At 74.7% G+C, this 21,086-nt stretch carries 20 protein-coding genes; 13 read left to right on the top strand and 7 right to left on the bottom strand.

What is annotated here, in order from left to right:
• Positions 1-26: 26 nt before the first annotated feature.
• The 3 genes from ACTMTB_RS13655 to ACTMTB_RS13645 form a co-directional block, all read right to left on the bottom strand.
• Entirely contained in the window at positions 27-236 is a 210-nt protein-coding gene (locus tag ACTMTB_RS13655) for a DNA-binding protein (RefSeq protein ID WP_441145553.1), read from the bottom strand.
• Positions 237-316: 80 nt separating this feature from the next.
• On the bottom strand, positions 317-1,252 hold the full coding sequence (locus ACTMTB_RS13650; protein ID WP_441145551.1) for a phosphotransferase family protein: 936 nt from the start codon (positions 1,250-1,252) through the stop codon (positions 317-319).
• A gap of 41 nt (positions 1,253-1,293) precedes the next feature.
• Positions 1,294-1,863 (bottom strand): dihydrofolate reductase family protein, encoded by a 570-nt coding sequence (locus tag ACTMTB_RS13645; protein WP_441145549.1) that lies wholly within the window; start codon positions 1,861-1,863, stop codon positions 1,294-1,296.
• Between the two features lie 76 nt (positions 1,864-1,939).
• Here ACTMTB_RS13645 and ACTMTB_RS13640 point away from each other — a divergent pair, with 76 nt between their 5' ends.
• Both ACTMTB_RS13640 and ACTMTB_RS13635 read left to right on the top strand, forming a co-directional pair.
• Positions 1,940-2,512: a TetR/AcrR family transcriptional regulator gene (locus tag ACTMTB_RS13640; protein WP_441145547.1), complete on the top strand. Its 573-nt coding sequence runs from the start codon at positions 1,940-1,942 to the stop codon at positions 2,510-2,512.
• 86 nt (positions 2,513-2,598) lie between these two features.
• Entirely contained in the window at positions 2,599-3,747 is a 1,149-nt protein-coding gene (locus ACTMTB_RS13635) for a polysaccharide pyruvyl transferase family protein (protein WP_441145545.1), read from the top strand.
• A gap of 23 nt (positions 3,748-3,770) precedes the next feature.
• Here the strand turns inward: ACTMTB_RS13635 and ACTMTB_RS13630 are convergent, their stop codons facing one another.
• Positions 3,771-3,968 carry a hypothetical protein gene (locus tag ACTMTB_RS13630; RefSeq protein WP_441145543.1) on the bottom strand — a complete coding sequence of 66 codons (198 nt, stop codon included), beginning with the start codon at positions 3,966-3,968 and terminating at the stop codon, positions 3,771-3,773.
• Between the two features lie 110 nt (positions 3,969-4,078).
• Positions 4,079-4,954, bottom strand: a complete 876-nt coding sequence (locus ACTMTB_RS13625) for a carbohydrate kinase family protein (RefSeq protein ID WP_441145541.1) — start codon at positions 4,952-4,954, stop codon at positions 4,079-4,081.
• Positions 4,955-5,020: 66 nt separating this feature from the next.
• Here ACTMTB_RS13625 and ACTMTB_RS13620 point away from each other — a divergent pair, with 66 nt between their 5' ends.
• Both ACTMTB_RS13620 and ACTMTB_RS13615 read left to right on the top strand, forming a co-directional pair.
• Positions 5,021-8,122 carry a DEAD/DEAH box helicase gene (locus ACTMTB_RS13620; protein WP_441145539.1) on the top strand — a complete coding sequence of 1,034 codons (3,102 nt, stop codon included), beginning with the start codon at positions 5,021-5,023 and terminating at the stop codon, positions 8,120-8,122.
• 107 nt (positions 8,123-8,229) lie between these two features.
• Positions 8,230-9,093: an SWIM zinc finger family protein gene (locus ACTMTB_RS13615; protein WP_441145920.1), complete on the top strand. Its 864-nt coding sequence runs from the start codon at positions 8,230-8,232 to the stop codon at positions 9,091-9,093.
• 112 nt (positions 9,094-9,205) lie between these two features.
• Here the strand turns inward: ACTMTB_RS13615 and ACTMTB_RS13610 are convergent, their stop codons facing one another.
• Positions 9,206-9,463, bottom strand: coding sequence for a DUF3040 domain-containing protein (locus tag ACTMTB_RS13610; RefSeq protein WP_179801196.1), 258 nt, complete (start codon positions 9,461-9,463; stop codon positions 9,206-9,208).
• A gap of 454 nt (positions 9,464-9,917) precedes the next feature.
• Here ACTMTB_RS13610 and ACTMTB_RS13605 point away from each other — a divergent pair, with 454 nt between their 5' ends.
• Genes ACTMTB_RS13605 through ACTMTB_RS13585 form a run of 5 tightly spaced genes read left to right on the top strand, consistent with a single transcriptional unit; the run spans position 9,918 to position 16,163 of the window.
• Positions 9,918-11,975 (top strand): DUF1800 domain-containing protein, encoded by a 2,058-nt coding sequence (locus ACTMTB_RS13605; protein ID WP_441145537.1) that lies wholly within the window; start codon positions 9,918-9,920, stop codon positions 11,973-11,975.
• Positions 11,976-11,983: 8 nt separating this feature from the next.
• Complete coding sequence (locus ACTMTB_RS13600) at positions 11,984-13,363, top strand: DUF1501 domain-containing protein (RefSeq protein WP_441145536.1); 1,380 nt, start codon at positions 11,984-11,986, stop codon at positions 13,361-13,363.
• Complete coding sequence (locus ACTMTB_RS13595; protein WP_441145534.1) at positions 13,360-14,781, top strand: ferredoxin reductase family protein; 1,422 nt, start codon at positions 13,360-13,362, stop codon at positions 14,779-14,781. The genes ACTMTB_RS13600 and ACTMTB_RS13595 overlap by 4 nt, the downstream gene beginning before the upstream one ends.
• Before the next feature lie 13 nt (positions 14,782-14,794).
• Positions 14,795-15,382 carry an FMN-binding protein gene (locus ACTMTB_RS13590; RefSeq protein WP_441145532.1) on the top strand — a complete coding sequence of 196 codons (588 nt, stop codon included), beginning with the start codon at positions 14,795-14,797 and terminating at the stop codon, positions 15,380-15,382.
• Positions 15,383-15,440: 58 nt separating this feature from the next.
• Entirely contained in the window at positions 15,441-16,163 is a 723-nt protein-coding gene (locus tag ACTMTB_RS13585) for an FAD:protein FMN transferase (protein WP_441145530.1), read from the top strand.
• A gap of 261 nt (positions 16,164-16,424) precedes the next feature.
• Here ACTMTB_RS13585 and ACTMTB_RS13580 read toward each other — a convergent pair whose 3' ends face one another.
• Positions 16,425-17,096, bottom strand: a complete 672-nt coding sequence (locus tag ACTMTB_RS13580; RefSeq protein ID WP_441145528.1) for a bifunctional DNA primase/polymerase — start codon at positions 17,094-17,096, stop codon at positions 16,425-16,427.
• A gap of 249 nt (positions 17,097-17,345) precedes the next feature.
• On the opposite strand from ACTMTB_RS13580, the gene ACTMTB_RS13575 reads away from it, so the two are divergent.
• From ACTMTB_RS13575 to ACTMTB_RS13560, 4 genes are all read left to right on the top strand, one after another.
• Complete coding sequence (locus ACTMTB_RS13575) at positions 17,346-18,572, top strand: helix-turn-helix domain-containing protein (RefSeq protein WP_154942682.1); 1,227 nt, start codon at positions 17,346-17,348, stop codon at positions 18,570-18,572.
• Positions 18,573-18,588: 16 nt separating this feature from the next.
• Positions 18,589-19,167 (top strand): flavoprotein, encoded by a 579-nt coding sequence (locus ACTMTB_RS13570; protein WP_441145526.1) that lies wholly within the window; start codon positions 18,589-18,591, stop codon positions 19,165-19,167.
• 318 nt (positions 19,168-19,485) lie between these two features.
• Entirely contained in the window at positions 19,486-20,352 is an 867-nt protein-coding gene (locus ACTMTB_RS13565; protein WP_441145524.1) for a Nif3-like dinuclear metal center hexameric protein, read from the top strand.
• Complete coding sequence (locus ACTMTB_RS13560) at positions 20,349-21,086, top strand: zinc ribbon domain-containing protein (protein WP_441145522.1); 738 nt, start codon at positions 20,349-20,351, stop codon at positions 21,084-21,086. The genes ACTMTB_RS13565 and ACTMTB_RS13560 overlap by 4 nt, the downstream gene beginning before the upstream one ends.

Here is a 21,086-nt window from a genome sequence, read left to right as displayed (position 1 = left end):
GGCGATCGGACGCCTCGTTCGGGTGGTCAGGTGTCGGCCTGCTCCCCGGCGAGGCTCAGGCCGCGATCGCGCAGCGCCGCCCGCAGGACGCCGATCGCCTTCGGTCCCATGCCGTGCAGGGCCCGCAGTTCCCGCTCGGTGACGGCGGTCAGCTGGTCCAGCCGGGTCCAGCCCGCGCCGGCCAACGCCCGCCGGGCGGGCGCGCCGACCGCCGGCGGGATGTCCACGTCGCTCACCTGACGGCTCCTCCCGGGTGGATCACAGGTCATGGTGCCACGGGCCCGGACCGGTGTCGTGCCGGTCGGCGACCTGCTGATCAGCCCAGTCGGCGGCGTACCCAGGGCAGCAGGGCGTCCGCCTGGGCCTGCTGGAAGGCCCGGACGGTGGGGATGCCCGGCGGGGGCGGCTGCCGGGCGCCGTCGGTGAAGAAGCCGGCCAGGCCGGCGTAGACGCCGGTCAGCGCGTCCGGGTCGACGACGGCGGTCAGCGGGAGCCGGCGCAGCAGCGCTTCGGTGTCGTGCCCGCCGTGCAGCGCGACGTTGACCAGCAGCAGCGCGGTGTCCAACCAGGCCGGACCCCGGCAGGCGTGCGGCCAGTCGACCACGGTCACGCGGCCGGCCGGATCGACGAGCAGGTTGTCGGCCCGGAGATCGATGTGGCAGAGCGTGTCGCCGTCGAGGGCGGCCAGCCCCCGCGCGGCCGAGGCGCGCAGGTCGTCCAGGTGCGCGCGGGCCCACGGGTCGAGGTCGGCGGGCGGGTCGGCGGCGATCCGGTCCCAGCCGGTGAAGTCGTACGTCAGCCGCTCGACGGCGGTCGGCGCGTGCCGGACCGGGTCGGGGGTGAGCGCCGCGGCCATCGCCGCCAGCGTGTCGAGCACGGCGGTCAGCTCGTCGGCACGCCAGGGGGTGGCCGGGTGCCGGCCTTCGACGTCCGCGAAGACCAGCGCCACCCATTCGCCGTCGTCGTGGCGCCCGAGCAGCCGGGGCGTCGGGGCGGACGGCGGCAGCGCGGCGGCGACGGCCCCCTCGGCGCGGTGCAGCGCGACGCTGTGGGCGTTCCGCGCCCGGCTGACCGCCTTGACGAAGGCGCGCCGTCCGTCGGCGGTGCGGACCCGGTCGGCGGTGCCGGGGGAGAAGCCGCCCGGCTGGGACACCGCCTCGACCACCCGGTCGCCGAGGACGTCCTGCACCGCCGACCGGACGTGGTCGGGCAGGTCGGCCCAGCCGATCCGGGTCCTCACCAGCTCACCCATCCGTCCAGCGTGGTGCAGCGCCGGGCCGGCGGGCAACCGCGTTACGCGGCGAGGTAGCGCAGCACGACGACCCCGCTGTCGAAGGGCCGGGTCTCCACCAGCCGGAAGGGGCGCGGGTCGAACTCCCGGTCCACGATCGGCACGCCCCGGCCGATCAGGAACGGGTTGAGCTTGACCACCAGCTCGTCGACCTCGGGCAGCAACTGGCCGGCGAGCTGTCCACCGCCGGCGAGCCAGATGTCGCCGCCGTCGCGCCGCTTCAGCTCGCGGACGAACTCGACCGGGTCGGCGTCGACGAGCTGCACGTCCGGATAGTCCGCCGGGGGCAGCGAGCGGGAGAAGACGTACTGGGTCAGGTGGGCGTACGGGCTGGTGACGCCGATGGCGAGCCCCGGGTCGTAGGTGGCGCGGCCCATCACCACCGCGTCGAAGCGGCCCTGCGGCCGGTCGATGCCGAACCGTTCGTGGGTGAAGGTGGGGAACGTCTGGGGCCAGTTCGCCACCAGGTGCTCCAACACGTCGGGATCGAGCGGGATGAAGTCATACGACCCGTCGGGAGCGGCGATGAAGCCGTCGAGCGTGCTGGCGACGTAGTACACGAGCTTGCGCAAACGAACTCCTCAATCACTACGGTTGTCGTGGTTGAGAAACTACAACACCTGTCGTGGTTTGCGCTAGGGTCATTCCGTGGCGAGAAACGTGGAACGGCGGGCGGCGCTGGCGGACGCCGGGTTGCGAGTGCTGGCGGCGACCGGGGCGCGGGGGCTGACCCACCGCGCCGTGGACGCCGAGGCCGCCGTTCCGCTCGGTACGGCCTCCAACTACTTCCGCTCCCGCGACGCCATGCTCGGCGCGCTCGGCGAGCGGATCATGGAGCGGTTCGCCCCGGACGAGCGCACCCTCGCCGAGCTGGGCGCCCGGGAGCCGTCACTGGAACTGTTCACCGACTACGTCCGCTACATCGTCGAGCGCACCACCGCCCAGCCGGAGCTGACCCGGGCGCTGATCGAGCTGCGGCTGGAGGCGGTGCGCCGGCCGGAACTGGCCCGGATCCTCGGCGACACGCTGCGCCGCGGCTACCGCGACGACGTCGCGTTCCACGTCGCCGCCGGGCTGCCCGGCGGGGCGTTCGAGGTGGCCCTGCTGCACTACGCGCTGGACGGGCTCCTGCTCGACCTCCTCACGACCTCGATCGACGCCGGTTTCGACCCGGACGAGGTGGTCTCCGCCCTGGTGTCCCGGCTGGTCGCCCGCGCCTGAGCACACCCCCGCCGCCCGGTGCGCCCGAGGTATGCCACCGGCCGCAACGGGAAACCGCCTGCGACGTACCCCGGGAGGAGTGACGGATGAGGGACGGCGCCAGCCTGACCATCGGTGTGCTCGGCTCGTACGGCGGACGCAACCTCGGCGACGAGGCGATCCTGACCGGTCTCCTGGCCGACCTGCGTGAACAGGAACCCAACGCCCGGATCATCGTCTTCTCCCGCAACCCGTCGCACACCGCGCTCGCCCACCCGGACGTGGAGGCGGTGCCCTGGGAGGGGGTCAGTCGGGTCGACTCCGCGGAGGTGCTCGGCCAGCTCGACCTGCTGATCCTCGGCGGCGGCGGCATCCTGTACGACCGGGAGGCCCGCCGCTACCTGCGCGTCGTCCGGGTCGCTCAGGAGCGGGGTCTGCCGCTGCTGACGTACGCGGTGGGGGTGGGACCGCTCAGCGACGGGGTCGACACCGGCATGGTCCGGGAGACCCTGGCCGACGCCATCGAGGTGACCGTGCGGGACCAGGAGTCCCGGATGGTGCTGGAGGAGGCGGGGCTGCTCAATCCGATCACCGTCACCGCCGACCCGGCGTTCCTGCTGGAACCCGAGGACTTCCCCGCCGAGCTGCTGCGCGAGGAGGGCGTGCCCGCCGGCAAGCGCCTGGTCGGGCTGAGCGTCCGCGAGCCAGGCCGGGCCGCCGAGCGGCTCGACATCGACGGGTACCACCGGCTGATCGCCCAGATCGGCGACTTCCTGGTGCAGCGGATCGACGCCTACGTCCTCTTCGTCCCGATGGAGCGCGACGACATCCGGCACTCGCACGGCGTGATGTCCCACATGATCGCCGCCGACCGGGGCCGGGTGCTGCACGGCGACTACTCGCCCCGACAGGTGCTCGGCCTGATGCGGCACTTCGACCTGGCGGTCGGCATGCGGCTGCACTTCCTGATCTTCGCCGCGATGGCGGGCACGCCGTTCCTTCCCCTGCCGTACGCGGGAAAGGTCTTCGACCTGGCCCAGCGGCTCGGGGTGCCGGCGCTGCGGGGCGTGGAGCGGGAGGTGGAGGGCCCGCTGCTCGCGGAGGTCGACCGGCTCTGGGACGAACGCGAGTCCCGGGCGGAGTCCACCGCCCGCCTGGTCGCCGAGGTCTGCGACCAGGCCCGGGGCACCTCGCAGGTCACCAAGGCCGTGCTGGAGAGCCTGCGGTCCCGGGCGCTGGCCCGGATGGAAGCCTGACCGCCGGCGCCACCCCGGACCGCTCAGACCGCCGGGCCGCGCCAGCGGTAGCAGTACTCGCCGCCGACGGACTCCAGCTCGTAGATCTGCGCGTCGGCCAGCCCCTCGGGGCCGAGGTGGTGATGGGTCAGCGGCGGACGGTTGTTGCTGTCCAGCTCGACGACGACCGACTCGCCGTCCGCCGGACCGTCCGCCAGCGGGATCCGCACCGTTGATGCCATGGGCCCATCCTGCCCCGGCGATCGCCGCACCGCAGGATTTGCCGGCAGCGGCCCGGACGGGCCGGGGTCACGGTCCAGGATCCGCCGCGAGCTGACCGGCGTGCTCCGGGTCAGCCGCGCGGCAGCAGCCCCGGCGGGTACTCCATCCCGTCGTGGGTGCAGGCCGCGGCGGCCACCGCCGCCGCGTAGGCCGCCGCCTCAGGCAGCGCCGCGCCGCGCAGCCGGCCGGCGACCAGCCCGGCGGCGAAGGCGTCCCCGGCCCCGTTGGTGTCCACCACCGGCGCGGCCGGCACGGTGGCGGGCACCCGCACCAGCGCGCCGCCACCCGGATGCAGGTCGGCGCCGTCCGCGCCCCGGGTCACCACCACCGTGCGCGGCGCCAGCCCGGCGCCCACCGTCGGGGCCCGGTCGCCCAGTTGTACGCCGCTGACGAGGACCAGGTCGGCGGCCTCGGCGAACGGACGGTGGTAGGGGTTCTGCCCGTCCCAGTCGTGCAGGTCGGTGGAGAGCGGCACCCCGTCGGGCAGCGCGGCGCGCAGCACCGGCAGCCGGTCCCGGGCCCAGTCCATGATCGAGACGTGCACGTGGGCGGCGTCGCGCACCAGCTTCGCCAGCTCGTCGTCGGCGAACGGCGCCGCCGCGCCGGTCCAGGGGGACGGGTCGTACAGGGACATCCGCCGGCCGGCCGGGTCGACCAGGTTCACCGACTGCCGAGTGCCGCCCGGGTTGTCGACCAGCACCGTGTGCACCGAGGTCCGGGCCAGCGCCGCGCGCACCACCTGGCCGGCGGGATCGGTGCCGAGCACGTCCACCAGGGCGACCCGCAGCCCGAGCGCGTGCGCGGCGAGGGCCACCCCGGCGCCGGTGTTGCCGATCCGGGCCTCGATCGGCGGGACGATGAGCGAGTCGGCGGCGGGGGGCGGGATCGCGGGCACCCGTACCCGCAGATCCACCCCCAGGCCGCCGACCACGAGCAGGTCGAACATGGCGCCGACGCTAGCCGGTGACCGCCGCCTATCCTTGGGCCGGGCGTCGACGAGGGGGAGAGCGCTGTGCTGGTCATCCACGGGTTGTGGCTGGTCGGCGTCGGTCTCGCCGTCTGGGCGGAGGACAGCACCGCGCCGGCCCGGGCGCCGCGCCGGCCCGGCCGGGCCCCGCGCGAGCGCGCCCACCCGTTCGCCGCCGGCCACGCCACGCTCGCCGCCGCGCTGGGCGACGTCCCGGCCGAGGCCGGTTCGCTGCCGCTCACCCTGCCCACCCGGGCCGGATCCCCGCTGGACTCGCCCGAGCTGGTGCGGACCACCGTCGCCGAACCGGTCCGCGGTCCGGTCACCCTGGCCGGGTGGCGGGTGCCCGTCCTGACGTACGCCCCGGACGAGGCGCTGACCCTGCTGCGCGGCCTCGACGGGGCCGCCGCCGTGCCGGGCGCCACCCTGCGCCACCTCGCCGAGCTGGCCGAGTTCGCGGTCGACCTGGTGTCCCGCGGGCGGCTGCTGCCCGGGCTGGCCGAGCCCGCCGCGGACGAGGGCGGCGCGGTGGCGGTGGCCCGGGCGCTCTGGCGGCCACTGCTCACCGGCACCGACGCCGGCTGGGCCCGCTCGCTCGCGCTGGCCCTGCCTCCGGCCGCCCGGTCCGCCGCGTCGGGCGGTGCCGGGCCGGTGGATCCGGGGCCGGGCGCGCTGGTCGCCGACGCGTTGGACGCGCTGACCGACGCTGCCGCCCGGGCCGCGCTGGCCGACACCGACCTGGCCCGGGGCGGGCGCCGCGACGGGGTGGTCGCCGGCTGGCTGACCGCGCTGTCCGGGCCGGACCGGGAGTTCACCGCCGACCCCGCCGCGCTGGCAACCCTCCGCGCCGAGCTGGACGACTGGCAGCGCGACGCCGCCGGCGGCGCGGTACGGGCCAGCTTCCGGCTGGTCGAGCCGCCGGCCGAGGAGATCGTCGAACCGCTGGTGGTGGTGCCGGCCGACCCGGCCACGGTGGTCCGGCCCGCCGGCCGCTGGCGGGTCGAGTTCGGCCTCCAGGCCGCCGACGAGCCGAGCCTGCACGTCGACGCCGCCCAGGTCTGGCGGGCGCCGGAGACCGTACCCGCGCTCGCCGGCCGGCGGGACGACCCGCAGGAGACCCTCCTGGCCGAGCTGGGCCGGGCCGGCCGGCTCTGGCCCGCGCTGGACGCCGCGTTGCGCACCCCGGCCCCGGAGGAGCTGGAGCTGGACGCCGAGGGCGCGCACCGGTTCCTGCGCGACGGCGCACCGGTGCTGCACGCCGCCGGCTTCGGGGTGCTGCTGCCCTCCTGGTGGCAGCGGCCGTCGACGCGACTCGGCGCCCGGTTGCAGGCCCGGGGGCGTACCGCCCCGGGCACCGTCGCCGGCGCCGCCGGCGGGCTCGGGCTGGACGCCCTGGTCGACTACCGGTGGGAGGTGGCGCTCGGCGACGAGACGCTGGACGCCGACGAGCTGGCCGCGCTGGCCGCGCTGAAGACCCCGCTGGTGCGGCTGCGCGGCCGGTGGGTGGAGCTGGACCCGAAGCGGCTCGCCGCCGGGCTGCGGCTGCTGCGGTCCTCCGGCGAGCTGACCGTCGCCGACCTGCTCCGGCTCGGCCTGTCCGGCGCCGACCGGCCCGAGGCGCTGCCGGTGCTGGAGGTGACCGCCGACGGTCCGCTGGGTGACCTGCTCGCCGGGGAGGCCGAACGGCGGCTCACCCCGCTCGACCCGCCGCCGGGCTTCAAGGGCACCCTGCGTCCGTACCAGCGGCGCGGGCTGGCCTGGCTGGCCTTCCTCCAGTCGCTCGGGCTCGGCGGGGTGCTCGCCGACGACATGGGGCTGGGCAAGACGGTGCAGCTGCTGGCCCTGCTCGCCGGGGACCCGCCGGCGGCCGGGCCGACCCTGCTGGTCTGCCCGATGTCGCTGGTCGGCAACTGGCAGCGGGAGGCGGCGAAGTTCACCCCCGGGCTGCGGGTGCACGTGCACCACGGCGCGGACCGGGCACGCGGCGCGGAGTTCACCGAGGCGGTGCACGCCGCCGACCTGGTGGTGACGACCTACTCGGTGGCGGCTCGGGACGCCGTCGCGCTCGCCTCGGTCGGCTGGCACCGGGTGGTGGTGGACGAGGCGCAGGCGATCAAGAACGCCTCGACCCGGCAGGCCGAGGCGGTCCGGTCGCTGCCCGCGCGGCACCGGGTCGCGGTCACCGGTACGCCGGTGGAGAACCGGCTGGCAGACCTCTGGTCGATCATGCAGTTCGCCAACCCGGGGCTGCTCGGCCCGGCCGCCAGTTTCAGGAAGGCGTACGCGGTGCCGATCGAGCGGCACGGGGACGCCGAGGTCGCCGCCCGGCTGCGCCGGATGACCGGCCCGTTCGTGCTGCGCCGGTTGAAGACCGACTCCTCGATCATCTCCGACCTGCCGGAGAAGCTGGAGATGGAGGTGCTCTGCAACCTCACCGCGGAGCAGGCGTCGCTCTACCGGGCCATCGTGGACGACATGCTGGCGAAGATCGAGTCCAGCGACGGGATGGAGCGGCGCGGCCTGGTGCTGGCCACCATGACCCGACTCAAGCAGGTGTGCAACCACCCGGCGCAGCTGCTGCGCGACGGCTCGGCGCTGCCCGGGCGCTCCGGCAAGCTGGAACGGCTGGAGGAGATCCTCGACGAGGTGCTCGCGGCGGGGGAGAAGGCCCTGCTCTTCACCCAGTACGCCGAGTTCGGCGGGATGCTGCGCGGGCACCTGTCGGCCCGGTTCGGCCGCGAGGTGCTCTTCCTGCACGGCGGGGTCGGCAAGGCGGACCGGGACGCGATGGTCACCCGGTTCCAGTCGCCGGACGGTCCGGCGATCTTCGTGCTGTCGCTCAAGGCCGGCGGCACCGGGCTGACCCTGACCGCCGCCAACCACGTCGTCCACGTCGACCGGTGGTGGAACCCGGCGGTGGAGGACCAGGCCACCGACCGGGCGTTCCGGATCGGCCAGCGTCGCCGGGTCCAGGTACGCAAGTTCGTCTGCGCCGGCACGGTGGAGGAGAAGGTGGCCGCGATGATCGCCGACAAGCGCAGCCTGGCCGCCTCGGTGGTCGGCAGCGGCGAGCAGTGGGTCACCGAGCTGTCCACCGCCCAGCTGCGCGAGCTGTTCGCGCTGGAGGCCGGGGCGGTGGTCGAGTGACCGGCCCCGACCGCACGCCACCGCCCGGCGACCCGGCGCCCGACGGCGACGCGGGCGCGGCCGGCCGGTTCGCCGACTTCGGACCACCCCGGCGGGTCGACGGCGGGCTGAAGGCGCGCAGCACCCGGGGCGCGATCGGCGTCTCCTGGTGGTCGCGGCGTTTCCTGGAGGTGCTGGAGTCGTTCGCCCTCGGCACCCGGCTGACCCGCGGCCGGTCGTACGCCCGCAAGGGCCAGGTGCTGCGGCTGGACGTGACGCCCGGCCGGGTCGAGGCCACCGTGCAGGGCTCCCGGGCCGAGCCGTACCGGGTCGGCATCGAGCTGCCGGTGTTCCCGGCGACGCTCTGGGAGCGGGTCGAGCGGAACCTCGCCGCGCAGGCGTTCTTCAGCGCCCGGCTGCTCGCCGGTGACCTTCCGGCCGAGCTGGAGGAGGTGTTCGCCGACGCCGGCGCCCCGCTCTTCCCGAGCGGCGTGGCGGAGCTGACCCAGCGGTGCAGCTGCCCCGACTTCGCGGTGCCCTGCAAGCACCTGGCGGCGACCTTCTACCTGCTCGCCGAGGCGTTCGACGCGGACCCGTTCCAGCTGCTGCACTGGCGCGGCCGCGGCCGGGCCGAGCTGCTGGACCGGCTGCGTGCCCTGCGCGCCGGCGCGACCGACCCCGCCGGTACGCCCGGACCGTCCGGTCCGGACACCGGCACGCCGGACGCGGCCATCGCCGGCCCGACATCCGGCAAGGAACCGGTTCCGGCCGCCGGGGCGGCGCGGGTGCTCGCCGGACTGCCCGCCATCCCGCTGGACGAGGCGGTGGACCGGTTCTGGCTGCCGCCGGTGCCGCTGCCGGACCGGCCGCCCACCCTGGCGACCGGCCCCGAGCTGCTGCTGCGGCAGCTCGGCGCGCCCGCGCCGGCCATCGGCGGCCCGGGTCTGCTGGAGCGGCTGCGCCGGGCGTACCGGACCTTCGGCCGCTCCTGACCCCGCCGCCCGCGGCGGATCGTGGACAGTCGCCGTCCGCACTGGGCGCCGACCGCCCACGATCTCGATCCGGGCGACGTGGCGCCGGTGCCGGGCCGTGGTGGCCGGCGGGTCATAGCCAGCGGCGGCGGAAGCGCCACATCAGGGCGGCGTTGGCCGCCAGTACGACGGCGCAGATCGCCCCGGCCATGCGTCCGGCCAGCACGGTCATCGCCGGCAGTGACGCCCAGAGCACGATCGTCAGGATCATCAGCCAGCGCCCGCGTCGGGCTCGCGCCCGATGGTCGAGTCTCGCGAAGAACTTCGGGTCGCTCTCCCGGAGCTGCCGGGTGATCTGTTCGAATCTGCGCTGATCCTCTTTGCTGAGCATGGCGATGCCTTCCCCTCACGGCTTCAGCGGTCCGGCGGCTTACCCGCTGTTGCGGCGGCTCACGCCCTCCCGCTGCTGCCACTTTGCGCCGCCGGTGGGGTGGCGGGGACGCGGGTCAGGAACGGCTCAGCACAGGCTTATCCCTTCCTTAAGTTTCGCTGTGCCTCTGAACGCGGCTAAAAGCGTCGCGTGGGCCGGAAACGTTACGTCCCGGCCCTGGGGGAAAGAGTCGCCCCTGCTCCGGACGTCGGTGCCCGGCAGGGCGGAAACCGGGCCGCCGGAGGGCCCGCTGAGCGGTGTCTTAAGTGCCGTCCGGAGCCGCTGGTGAGCGCCTTGAAGGCCCCCCACCCCTTGGTTACCTTCCCGTACCAACCCCCTCAGGCAACAGTCGCCGCACCCTCCGCCCCGCTCCGGTCGCAGCGTGTCGGCGCCTTGAAGAAATCGGGATTGGTGCATGGCCGACCAGAATGTGCCACCGCGCGGACCGTGGGAAGACCGCGGCTGGACTGCTGGACAACACCCCACCCCGGACGGATACCGCGACGTCCACCGCTCCACCCCGTACGCCGTGCAGTACCAGGGCCAGGTCGACCCCGGCCAGCCGCACGCCGGGTACGCCACCCAGCCGGCCCCCCGCGGCCCGCAGTGGGTCGGCCCGGAGGGCCTGGGCCGGCAGTCGTTCCACCAGCCGGCCGGCACCGGACTGCCCCCACTGGACGACGGCGACGAGCCCGGCGGCCGGGTCGGCCGGCGGCGCGCCCTGGCCGCGATCGGCGGCACCGCCGCCGTGGTCGCCGGCGGCGCCGCCCTCGCGATGAACTCGTCGGTGCGCGGCTTCTTCGGCGGCGACGGCGCGGTGGCAGGTGACGCCACCGGCACCACCGTCACCGACGGCACCGCCGCCCGTCCCAGCGGGCAGCAGGCGAGCACGGTGCGCACCTACACCGAGCAGAACGAGAGCTACATGGGCTCCCGGGCCGGGGCGGCGCTGAAGAAGAACGCCCCCACCGGCGGGCGGACCTTCTCCGGCCCGGCCGCCGCCGCGGCGGAGACGCCGGTGACGGTGAAGACGGTGCTGGCCAAGGACCCGGTACGGCACCTCGCCAGCCGGGCCACCTTCGGCGCCTCGCCCAGGACCCTCGCCGACATCCGCCGGATGGGCATCGACGGCTGGCTCCGCTGGCAGCTCGACCCGGAGAAGATCGCGCCGAGCCCGGCCGAGCTGAAACTGGCCGAACTGCCCAGCCTCAAGCTGAGCCCGGTGCAACTGCGCGAGCAGCGCGACCAGCTCAACGACAAGGGCGTGCAGCCGGAGAAGGAGATGGTGGACGCCACCATCGCCCGCCAGATCTGGTCCGAGCGGCAGCTCTTCGAGGTGATGGTCGACTTCTGGAACGACTTCCTGCACGTCGCCGCCGACTTCGACGGCGGCGAGGTCTACCGCAACTCGTTCGACCGGGACGTCGTGCGGGCCAACGCGCTGGGCAGCTACCCGGACATGCTGGTCGCCGCCAACAAGCACCCCGCGCTGCTGCTCTATCTGAGCCAGAACGACTCCCGCAAGGACGCCATCAACGAGAACCTTGCCCGGGAGAACCTCGAGCTGTACTCGGTCGGCGTCGACGGCGGCTACACCGAGAAGGACGTGCGGCAGGCGGCCATGCTCCAGACCGGCCGCGGTGTCCAGGACGGCAAGTATGTCTTCCGCGCCGACCAGCACTACCTCGGCAAGGTCAAAATTCTCGGCTTCAGCCACGCGAACGCCTCGGCGGACCCGAAGAAGGCCGACGCGGTCATCGACTCGTACCTCCGCTACATCGCCCTGCACCCGTCGACCGCCCAGTACGTGGCACGCAGCCTCGCCACCCGGTTCGTCTCGGACACCCCGCCGAAGTCCCTGGTGGACCGGCTGGCCAAGACGTACACGGTCAACAAGGGCATGGTGAAGCCGCTGCTGATGACGCTCTTCAGCTCCTCGGAGTTCTGGGCGGCGGTGGGGCAGAAGGTGCGCCGGCCGATGGAGTACCTGATCGCCACCTACCGGACCCTCAACGTCCGGCCGGAGGCGTCGCGGGGCTTCAAGTCCGACGGCGGGCGCCCCGCGTTCGCCCGGGGGCTGCGCCAGGTCCACGACAAGCTGCGCGAGCTCGGCCAGTACCCGATGGGCCAGCCCACGCCGGACGGCTACCCGGACGTCTACGTCGCCTGGACCTCGGCCGGCACCATGGTCAACGGCTGGAACGAGGCCGGCGACCTGCTCAACGGCCACCGCACCGAGTTCACCTACACCAGCGCGGAGAACCTGGTGGCGAAGCCGCCGGCGACCGCCGGGGCGTACGTGGACGCGCTCGCCCAGCGGCTGGTGCACCAGAAGCTGAGCGCCAAGGAGAAGGCGCTGATCCTCGGTGTCGCCGGCGTGCCGGCCGGCGCCAAGGTCGACGCGACGTTCAACGGGGCCGTCACCGCCGTCGCGCGGGCGATCCTCGCTTCCCCCCAGCACCACCTCCGGTGAGGCACCCGATGGAGAAGACTGTGCACTCGTTCCCCCTGCACCCCGAATGCCCCGACCTGCGGCGGCTGGCCGACAACCCGGCCGAGGCGCTGCTGCGCGCCGAGGCCGACGTCGTCGCCGCCGAGAGCGCCGCCGAGGCCGACCGCTACCGCCGGCTGGAGGACCTGGAGGAGGCCCAGCAGGACGGGCGGGGGGTGACCCGGCGGACCTTCGTCGCCGGCGCCGCCGCCACCGCCACCGCGCTGGCCACCGCACAGTTCGTCACCACCTCGGCGTCGTTCGCGGCGACGAAGACCGGCACCCTGATCCACGTCTTCCTCTACGGCGGGCTGGACGGGCTCAGCCTGGTCGCTCCGGACAACGACCCGGTGCTGGCCAAGGCCCGGCCCGACCTGCTGCTCGGCAACGACTCGCTGGCGCTGGGCCGCGGCTTCAAGCTGACCAGCGCGTTCCAGCCGCTGGAGCGGTGGCTCAAGGCCGGCCAGCTCGGCTTCATCCCGGCGGTCTCCGACGAGCGGCTGTCCCGCAGCCACTTCCAGGCCGCGGACGCCTGCAACCTGGGCGGCCTGCCCAACGAGACCGGCGGCCGGGGCTGGCTGGACAGCCTGGTCGACGCCCTGGGCAAGGGCACCGCGTTCCGCAGTGTCGGCATCGGCAGCACGCTGCCCCGGTCGCTGGTGGGCACCAACGGCGCGCTGTCGATCAACAATGTCGGCTCGCTGCGGCTCAACGGCGACGAGAAGTACCGGGCGGCCACCGAGAAGGCGATCCGGGGCCTGTTCACCGGGATCAACCACCCCGTCGAGGAGGCGGTGCTCGACGGCATGGGCGCGCTGGCCACGGCGCAGCGGCTGGCGGCCAAGCCGTACCAGCCGGCGGCCGGGGTGACGTACGAGGGCGTCGGGTCGGCGTTCCAGCAGCTCGCCCAGCTGATCAAGGGCGGGGCGAACGTCCGGGTGGCCACCGTCGGCATGGGCGGCTACGACACCCACGAGAACCAGGGCACCCGCGACGGCGGCCAGCTGCACCGGCGGCTCAACGAGCTGGCCACGGCGATGGCCGCGTTCTTCACGGACCTCGGTGACCGGGCCGCCGACGTCACCATCATGGTGTCCAGCGAGTTCGGCCGCCGGGTCGCCTCCAACAGCGGCGGCACCGACCACGGCCACGGCGGCGTGGTCACCCTGCTCTCCGGCCGCAAGCTCGCCGGCTCGCTGCTCGGCACCTGGAACGGATTGAACGATCTCGACAGTGGCGACGTACCTGAGTACAACAACATGTTCAACGTCTACGGAAGCGTGGCGCAGGGGCGGTTCGGCCTGACCAACGCCGAGGTGGACAAGATCTTCCCGAGGCAGAAGTACACCCCCATGAAGCTGTACGCGTGACGTACCAGGAGACGTACGCCGGCGGCCGCCGTACCGGGAGCTCGTCCCGGCACGGCGGCCGTTCGGCCGCCCCCGTACCCCCGACACCGGCGCTGCCCCGGCGTGGGCCCGGCGGCCGACGGGCGGTGTCCGCGCTGTTCTGGCTCGGCCTGGTGGCCAGCGTGCTGCCCTGGTGGCTGGACACCCCGGCCGGCGCGCTGGCCGACACCGGCGACGTGCTCACCGCCGCCGGGCGGATCACCGGCCTGGTCGCCGGCTACCTGCTGCTGGTGCAGGTGCTGATGATGAGCCGCCTCGGCGTGCTGGAACGCTCGCTCGGCGGCGAGCGGATCTCCCGGCTGCACCGGGACGTCGGCGCCACCCTGCTCGTCGCGGTGCTCGCCCACATGTCGCTGCTCCTGGTGGCCTACGCCGAGGCCGACGAGCAGTCGGTGGTGGGCGAGGTGGGCGTGCTGCTGCGCGACTACGAGGACATGCTCGCCGCGTTCGCCGCCGCCGGCATCATGGTGCTGGTCGGCCTCACCGGCGTCCGGGCGATCCGCACCCTGCTGCCCTACGAGCTCTGGTACCACCTGCACCTGACCAGCTACGCGGCCCTGCTGCTGGGTTTCGGCCACCAGTTCAGCAACGGCGCCCAGCTCTTCCAGCCTGGGCCGGTGCGCACCGGCTGGATCGCCGCCTACCTGCTGGTGGTCGCCGCCCTGGTCTGGGGGCGGCTGGTCGCCCCGCTGCGCTTCAACCTGCGCCACCGGCTCCGGGTGGCCGACGTGATCGCCGAGACCCCGGACACCATCTCGATCTACCTGACCGGCGCGCGGCTCAACCAGATCGACATGCTCGGCGGGCAGTACTTCCGCTGGCGGTTCCTCACCCGCGGCTGCTGGTGGCAGTCGCACCCGTTCTCGCTCTCCGCCGCCGCCAACGGCCGCTGGCTGCGGCTGACCGTCAAGGTGGTCGGCGCGCACACCGCCGACCTGCGCGACCTCGACGCGGGGACCCGGGTCTGGGCGGAGGGACCGTCCGGCACCTTCACCGCCGCGCACCGCACCCGGGAGCGGGCCCTGCTGATCGCTGGCGGCAGCGGCATCGCCCCGCTGCGGGCGATGCTGGAGGAGCTGCCGCCCGGCGCCGCACTGATCTACCGCGCCCGCACCCCCGCCGACGTGCTGCTGCACCACGAGCTGGACTGGCTCGCCCAGGCCCGTCAGGTCTCCGTCTGGTACGTCATCGGCTCCCGCGACGACGCCGGCCCCCGCCAGGTGATGAACCCGGAGGGGCTGCGCCGGCTGGTGCCCGACGTGGCCCGCCGCGACGTCTACCTCTGCGGCCCGTCCGGGCTGGTCGAGGAGTCGGTGCGGGTGCTGCGCGCCGCCGGCGTGCCGCGCCGGCAGATCCACCTCGCCACGTTCGAGCTGTAGAAAGGCACCCGACATGCGTCGCGCGATCCTCGCGATCACCGGTCTGGCCGCCAGCACCAGCGCGCTGGTGGTGCTCAAGGGCTCCCCGGGCGCCAGCCTGGTCGCCCAGGACCTCCCGGCCGACCAGGCGTCCGTCGCTCCCGCGGCCGGCGACCCGGGCACGGCCGGCGGGGTCCGCCCGACGCCGCGCCCCGCCGCTTCCGGACGCGCCCCGGCGGCGCGCCCCACCACCGGCGCACCAGGCACCCCGGCCGCGCGGTCCACCACCGGCACCCGGGCCCCCGCCGCGCCGCGGACCACCACCGCCGCGCCGAAACCCGCGCTGCGTACGGTAAGCGGCCCGACCGTCAACTACGAGTACGGTTCCCTGTCGGTGCAGATCACCCTCTCCGGCAGCCGGATCGTCAACGTCACCGGGATCGGCCTGCCGCAGAGCGGGCAGTCGGGCCAGCGCAGCGACGACGTGCAGCGCACCTACAGCGGCACCAGCGGCGAGGTGGTGCAGAAGCAGAGCGCCGACCTGAACACCGTCAGCGACGCCACCGCCACCAGCGACGCGTACCAGCAGTCGCTCCAGGCGGCGATCGACCGGGCCGGTTGAGGTGCCGGTCTCGCCGGTCTCGCCGGCCCGTCCCGGTCTGCGCCGGGTCGAGCACGTCATGGGTACGGCGATCAGCCTCGACCTGGCCGACGACCTGCCCGCCGCGACCCTGCACGACCTCGCCGAGGAGACCTTCGGCTGGCTGCGCGAGGTCGACGCCCGGTTCAGCACCTACCGGGACGACAGCGAGGTGTGCCGGCTGGACCGGGGCGAGCTGCGGCTGGCCGACGCGTCGGCGGACCTGCGGGCGGTGCTGGAACGCTGCGCCGACCTGTGGGCAGCCACCGACGGCTACTTCGACGCGTACGCGACCGGCCGGCTCGACCCGTCCGGGTACGTCAAGGGCTGGTCGGCGCAGGTCGCCTCGGACCGGCTGGTCGCCGCCGGTGCGGCCAACCACTGCCTCAACGCCGGGGGTGACGTGGTGGTCCGGGGACTGTCACCGATCCGGGAGCCGTGGCGGATCGGCGTCGCCCACCCGTGGAACCCGATGGCCACCTGTCTGGTCCTCGCCGGCAGCGACCTGGCCGTCGCCACCTCCGGCGTGCAGCACCGGGGCCAGCACGTGCGGGACCCGCGCCGGGGCGAGCCGGCCCGGGGCCTGCGCTCGGTCACCGTGGTCGGCGCGGACCTGGGCGTCGCCGACGCGTACGCCACCGCGGCGGTGGCCATGGGCGAGGCCGGCATCGGCTGGCTGGACCGCCTCCCCGACCACCTGCACGCGGTCGTCACCGACGACGGCCGCCTGCTGCACTCCACCCGCCTGCCGCTGACCGACTGACCGGCCCGGGTCAGCGGGCCGGGCGGGGGCTGCCGGCCGGACGGGAGCCGGCGGGGCGGGCGCGTTCCGGCCGGGAGCCGCCCGGGCGCGTGCCCGACCGGCGGCGCGACCGCCGGTGGTGCGGCGGCGGCTCGGCGCCGCCGGCGGGCCCCGTCGCGTCGTCCCTGGCCATCACGTACCCCTGCTCCCGGCGCGTCCGCGCCGTCACCGGTTCAACGACCCTGGCACCGGCGGGGACGCTGCCGTGCACCGATTCGCGGATCAGTGACCCCGTCGGGGGAGCGGGAGCTGGCCGGGAAGCAGCTCCGGGGCGAGCGTCACCCCGGTGGCCCGCAGCGCGTCGACCAGGGTGTTCTGCAACAGGTACGAGTCGGGCAGCTGCCAGCGTGCCTGTTCCGGGGCGACCGCCCAGCGCACCGGACCCTCCGGCAGCCGGGTCGGCGGCGCCGCGATCCACGAGCCGGGCCCGTGGCGCACCACGTGGAAGCAGTGCTCCAGCTCCGGGCGCAGCGGATCGCCGGGGCGGACGAGGAACATCCAGCGGCCGGTCGGGGTCACCAGCACCGGACCCCGGACCGCGGCACCGGCCGGGTGGGTCGGGAGCGCGTCGAGTACCCGCCGACCGAGGTGGGCCGGCACCTCCAGCACGTCGAAGGCCCGCCCGGTGGGCAGCAGCACCGCGTGCGGCCGGCTGTGCCACCAGGTGGCCACCCGGGCCGGGTCGGCGCTGGCCGCCTGCTCCCAGTCCTCCAGAGCGGGGTGGCAGCCGACGGTGGGGCAGCCGGCCCGACCGCAGACGAAGCGGCTGCGGGCCAGGCAGGCGCCCGGGGTGACCTCCCAGCCGTGCATGGCGTACCGGACAGCGATCCGGCGCAGCCGGACCCGCTCGATCGGCGACAGCTGGGCGACCCGAGGTCCGACGTTCCCCCACATAATCCGTGATCTCCCCTCGCCCCGACCGGACACCCGTCAGGCACGTGTCGAACACCGTCACTGCCGTAACCCACGATCGTTGAGCTGTCGAACGGCCCCGTGCAACTTGCACGAAAACTACGAGGACTGGCCGTATGGCCGACGTACAACCTGTGCGACCAGCGAAAACCTGAGACGGACGGAGCGCCGCACCCGCGGGGGACCGTCCGGGAATCCGCCGGACGGGCGACGAGGGGGAGGAGCAAGAGGATGGACGAGCTGCCCATAGGCCGGCGGGTTGCCTACTGGCGAGGCCGGCGCAAGATGTCGCAACAGGTCTTCGCCGACCGGCTGGGCAAGTCCAAGAGCTGGGTAGACAAGGTCGAGCGCGGGGTACGCCGGCTCGACAAGTTCTCCGTCCTCTACGAGATCGCCGACATCCTCCAGGTCGACGTGCAACTGCTGCTCGGCAAGGACCCGGAGCGGCGTACCGACGCGCTCAACTGCATCGACCAGATCGAGGTGCAGGAGATCCGGGCCGCCCTGGAGCGGTACGACTCGATGAGCGCCTACTTCGACGCCGCGCCGTACCCGCCGCCGCTGGCCGACATGCGCAAGGCCGTCAACCACGCCTGGCTCACCTACCAGTACGGCCGCTACGGGATGCTGACCCGGGCGCTGCCGAAGCTGCTGCGCGACGCCCAGGCGGCCGACGCGGGCTACCGCGGCGACCAGGCGTGCGAAGCGGCCCACCTGCTCGGGCAGGTCTACCAGATCGCCTCCTCGGTGCTGCGCAAGCTGGGCGAGTGCGACCTGGCCTGGCTGGCCGCCGACCGGTCGATGGCGGTCGCCCAGCGGGCCGACGACCAGCTGCTGGCCGGCGTCGCCACCACCCGGGTCTGCAACGCCCTGGTCGCCATGGGCCGGGCCCGGCCCGCGCTGGAGCTGAACGTCACCATCGCCAACCGGCTCGCCCCGGGCGGGAGCAACGACGCCTCCCCGGACCGGCTCTCCGTCTACGGCATGCTGCTGCTCCAGGGCGCGATGGCGGCCGCCCGGATCGGCGACTCCGCCACCGTCGACGACCTGCTCAACGGCGCCCACGAGGCGGCCACCCTGCTCGGCAGCGACCAGAACCACTACTGGACCTCGTTCGGCCCGACCAACCTGGAGCTGCACCGCGCCGCCGCCGCGGTCGAGCTGGGCGACGGCGGCCGGGCGGTGGAGATCCACCAGCGCCTCCCGGAGCCCGCGTTCAACGCGCTGCTGCCCGAACGCCGGGCGCACCACCTGCTCGACATCGCCCGGGGTTTCGCCCAGATCGGCGACGTGGCCAACGCCGGCGAGATGCTGCTGCGCGGCGACCGGCTCGCGCCCTCGGAGATCCGCTGCCGGCCGATCGCCCACGAGGTGATGTCGGACGTGCTGCGTCGCACACGTGGTGCGCCGCCTCCGCCGATAGCGGAGTTGGCTGAGCACATGGGAGTCGGGGTATGAACACGGTGCCGGCCGGATGAGCGGCCCGCACCCGAGCAGCGAGCGCCGCGCGGTGCTCTACGTCATCGCCTGCGGTTCGCCGCTGGCCCGGCACGTCGGTCGCCTGGTCGACCTGGCCCAGCAGGACGGCTGGGAGGTGTGCCTGGTGACCACGCCCGACGGGGCGAAGTTCGTCGACCGGGCCGCGCTGGCCCGGCAGACCGGCCACCCGGTACGCACCCACTACAAGAACGCCGGCGACCCCGACCTGCTGCCCCCGGCCGACGCCATGATCGTCTGCCCGGCCACGGTCAACACGGTCAACAAGTGGGCGGCGGGGATCACCGACACCCTCGCCCTCGGCCTGCTGGTGGAGGGGCAGGGCATGGGGCTGCCGGTGGTGGCGGTGCCGTTCACCAACGCCGCGATGGCCGCTCACCCGGCATTCCGGGCCGGCCTGGCCCGGCTGCGCGAGTGGGGCACCACGGTGCTCTTCGGCGACCACGTCTTCCCCCTGCACGCCCCGGGCACGGGGGAGCGGCACCTCCAGGCCTTCCCGTGGGAGGTCGGGCTCGTCGCCCTGCGCGACCGCTCGCGCGTCACCTCGGCCGCCTGAGCCGCCCGCCCCGGCTTTGATCCCCCCCGCATCCCTCGCCCCCTGCATCCGTCGCCCCCGTTTTGCGGCGTGTCGCGGTGTCCCCGCGCCCGCCTGCATCCACCGCCCCCGTTTGCGGCGTGTCGTGGCGTCCGGGGCCCCGCACACCCCGACACGCCGCAAACGGTGTGGATCACGCCGGGCGCGACCGGGGCCACGCCGGGCGGCGGCCCGGGGGCGTGGCGGGTGCGATCAGCCTGGGCGGGGTGGGCTGTGCCGGGGGACACGGGCGGCGGGCGAGGCCGTGGCGGCCCGTCCGCGCCGGTAAGCTGACCGGCCGTGAGCACAACCGCAGCCCCACCGACCGTCGCCGACGTGGTGGCGGTCCTGGAGCGCCGGTATCCGCCCTCCTGGGCCGAGGAGTGGGACCGGGTCGGCCTGGTGCTCGGTGAGCCCGCCGCCGCCGTACGCCGGGTCGCCTGCGTGGTCGACGTGGTGCCCGAGACGGTCGCCGAGGCGCGCGCCGCCGGGGCCGACATGATCGTCGCCCACCATCCGCTGCTGCTGCGCGGCGTCTCCTCGGTCGCCCCGACGACGTACAAGGGGCGGATCGTGCACGACCTGATCCGGGCCGGCGTCGCCCTGTACGTCGCGCACACCAACGCCGACGTGGCGGCCCCGGGCGTCTCCGACGCGCTGGCCGCCCGGTTCGGGCTGACCGGGCTGCGCCCGCTGCACCGCCCGTCGCCCGGCTCCCCGGCGGACGGCCCGGGCCGGGGCATCGGCCGGATCGGGGAGCTGCCCGCCCCGCTGACCCTGGCCGAACTGACCCGGCACGCCGCCGCCGTACTGCCCGCCACCGCCTGGGGAGTTCGCGCCGCGGGCGATCCCGCGCGTATCGTGCGTACCCTCGCGGTCAGCGGCGGCTCCGGCGACGCCTTCCTGGCCGAGGCGACCGCCGCCGGGGTGGACGCCTTCCTCACCGCCGACCTGCGGCACCACCCGGCGGGCGAGCACCTCGCCGCGGGTGGGCCCGCCCTGCTCGACGCCGCCCACTGGGCGACCGAACGACCCTGGTTGGACGACCTGGCCGCCCACCTGCGGGACGACCTCGGCGTCGAGACCGTGGTGTCCGACCTGGACACCGACCCGTGGACCGTGCACGCCGCCGCGCCCGTACTGGACGACAAGGAGCCCCGACCGTGAAGGCTGAACCCCAGGTCCAGCGCCGCCTGCTCGATCTGCAGGCCATCGACACCTCCCTCGCCCAGCTGGCCCACCGCCGCCGCACCCTGCCCGAGCGGGCCGAGCTGGAGGGGCTGGCCCGTGAGCTGTCCGCGCTGGAGGACGAGCGGGTCCGCGCCCAGGTCGCCGTGGACGACCTGGACCGGGACATCGCCCGGCTGGAGAAGGACATCGACCAGGTCCGCGCCCGCAAGAGCAAGGACGAGGCGCGGCTGGCCGCCGGCTCCGGCCCGGCCCGCGAGCTGGAGGCGCTCCAGCACGAGCTGGTCTCGCTCAACCGGCGGCAGGGCGATCTGGAGGACGCCGAGCTGGAGCTGATGGAGCAGCGGGAGACCGCGCAGGGCGTGCTCGACGGCATCGAGGCCCGGATGGCCGAGGCGCGCGAGCGCCGGGTGGCGGCCGAGCAGCGTCGGGACGACACGCTGGCCGAGATCGCCAAGGAGGAGGAGTTCAAGAAGGCCGCCCGCAAGCCGCTCGCCGGCGACCTCCCGGCCGATCTGGTCACCCTCTACGACAAGGTCCGCGAGGACACCGGCCTGGGTGCGGCGCTGCTCACCGCGGGGCGCTGCGGCGGCTGCCGGCTGGAGCTCTCCGGCGCCGACCTGTCCCGGATCCGCAAGGCGGCGCCGGACGACGTGGTCCGCTGCGAGGAGTGCCGCCGGATCATGGTCCGCACCAACGAGTCGGGTCTGTAG

The sequence above is a fragment of the Micromonospora sp. L32 genome (assembly GCF_052068055.1).
In the GTDB taxonomy this organism is placed as follows: Bacteria; Actinomycetota; Actinomycetes; order Mycobacteriales; family Micromonosporaceae; genus Micromonospora; species Micromonospora purpureochromogenes.
The sequence above is the reverse complement of the archived record's forward strand: the minus strand, read 5'-3'. Positions and strand labels throughout refer to the sequence as shown.

Excerpts from the sequence above, each read along its gene's own strand:
- ACTMTB_RS13575 (WP_154942682.1), top strand. The coding sequence starts at position 17,346 with ATGGACGAGCTGCCCATAGGCCGGCGGGTTGCCTACTGGCGAGGCCGG.
- ACTMTB_RS13635 (WP_441145545.1), top strand. The coding sequence starts at position 2,599 with ATGAGGGACGGCGCCAGCCTGACCATCGGTGTGCTCGGCTCGTACGGC.
- ACTMTB_RS13630 (WP_441145543.1), bottom strand. The coding sequence starts at position 3,968 with ATGGCATCAACGGTGCGGATCCCGCTGGCGGACGGTCCGGCGGACGGC.
- ACTMTB_RS13600 (WP_441145536.1), top strand. The coding sequence starts at position 11,984 with ATGGAGAAGACTGTGCACTCGTTCCCCCTGCACCCCGAATGCCCCGAC.
- ACTMTB_RS13580 (WP_441145528.1), bottom strand. The coding sequence starts at position 17,096 with ATGTGGGGGAACGTCGGACCTCGGGTCGCCCAGCTGTCGCCGATCGAG.
- ACTMTB_RS13585 (WP_441145530.1), top strand. The coding sequence starts at position 15,441 with ATGGGTACGGCGATCAGCCTCGACCTGGCCGACGACCTGCCCGCCGCG.
- ACTMTB_RS13605 (WP_441145537.1), top strand. The coding sequence starts at position 9,918 with ATGGCCGACCAGAATGTGCCACCGCGCGGACCGTGGGAAGACCGCGGC.
- ACTMTB_RS13625 (WP_441145541.1), bottom strand. The coding sequence starts at position 4,954 with ATGTTCGACCTGCTCGTGGTCGGCGGCCTGGGGGTGGATCTGCGGGTA.
- ACTMTB_RS13570 (WP_441145526.1), top strand. The coding sequence starts at position 18,589 with ATGAGCGGCCCGCACCCGAGCAGCGAGCGCCGCGCGGTGCTCTACGTC.
- ACTMTB_RS13650 (WP_441145551.1), bottom strand. The coding sequence starts at position 1,252 with ATGGGTGAGCTGGTGAGGACCCGGATCGGCTGGGCCGACCTGCCCGAC.
- ACTMTB_RS13590 (WP_441145532.1), top strand. The coding sequence starts at position 14,795 with ATGCGTCGCGCGATCCTCGCGATCACCGGTCTGGCCGCCAGCACCAGC.
- ACTMTB_RS13610 (WP_179801196.1), bottom strand. The coding sequence starts at position 9,463 with ATGCTCAGCAAAGAGGATCAGCGCAGATTCGAACAGATCACCCGGCAG.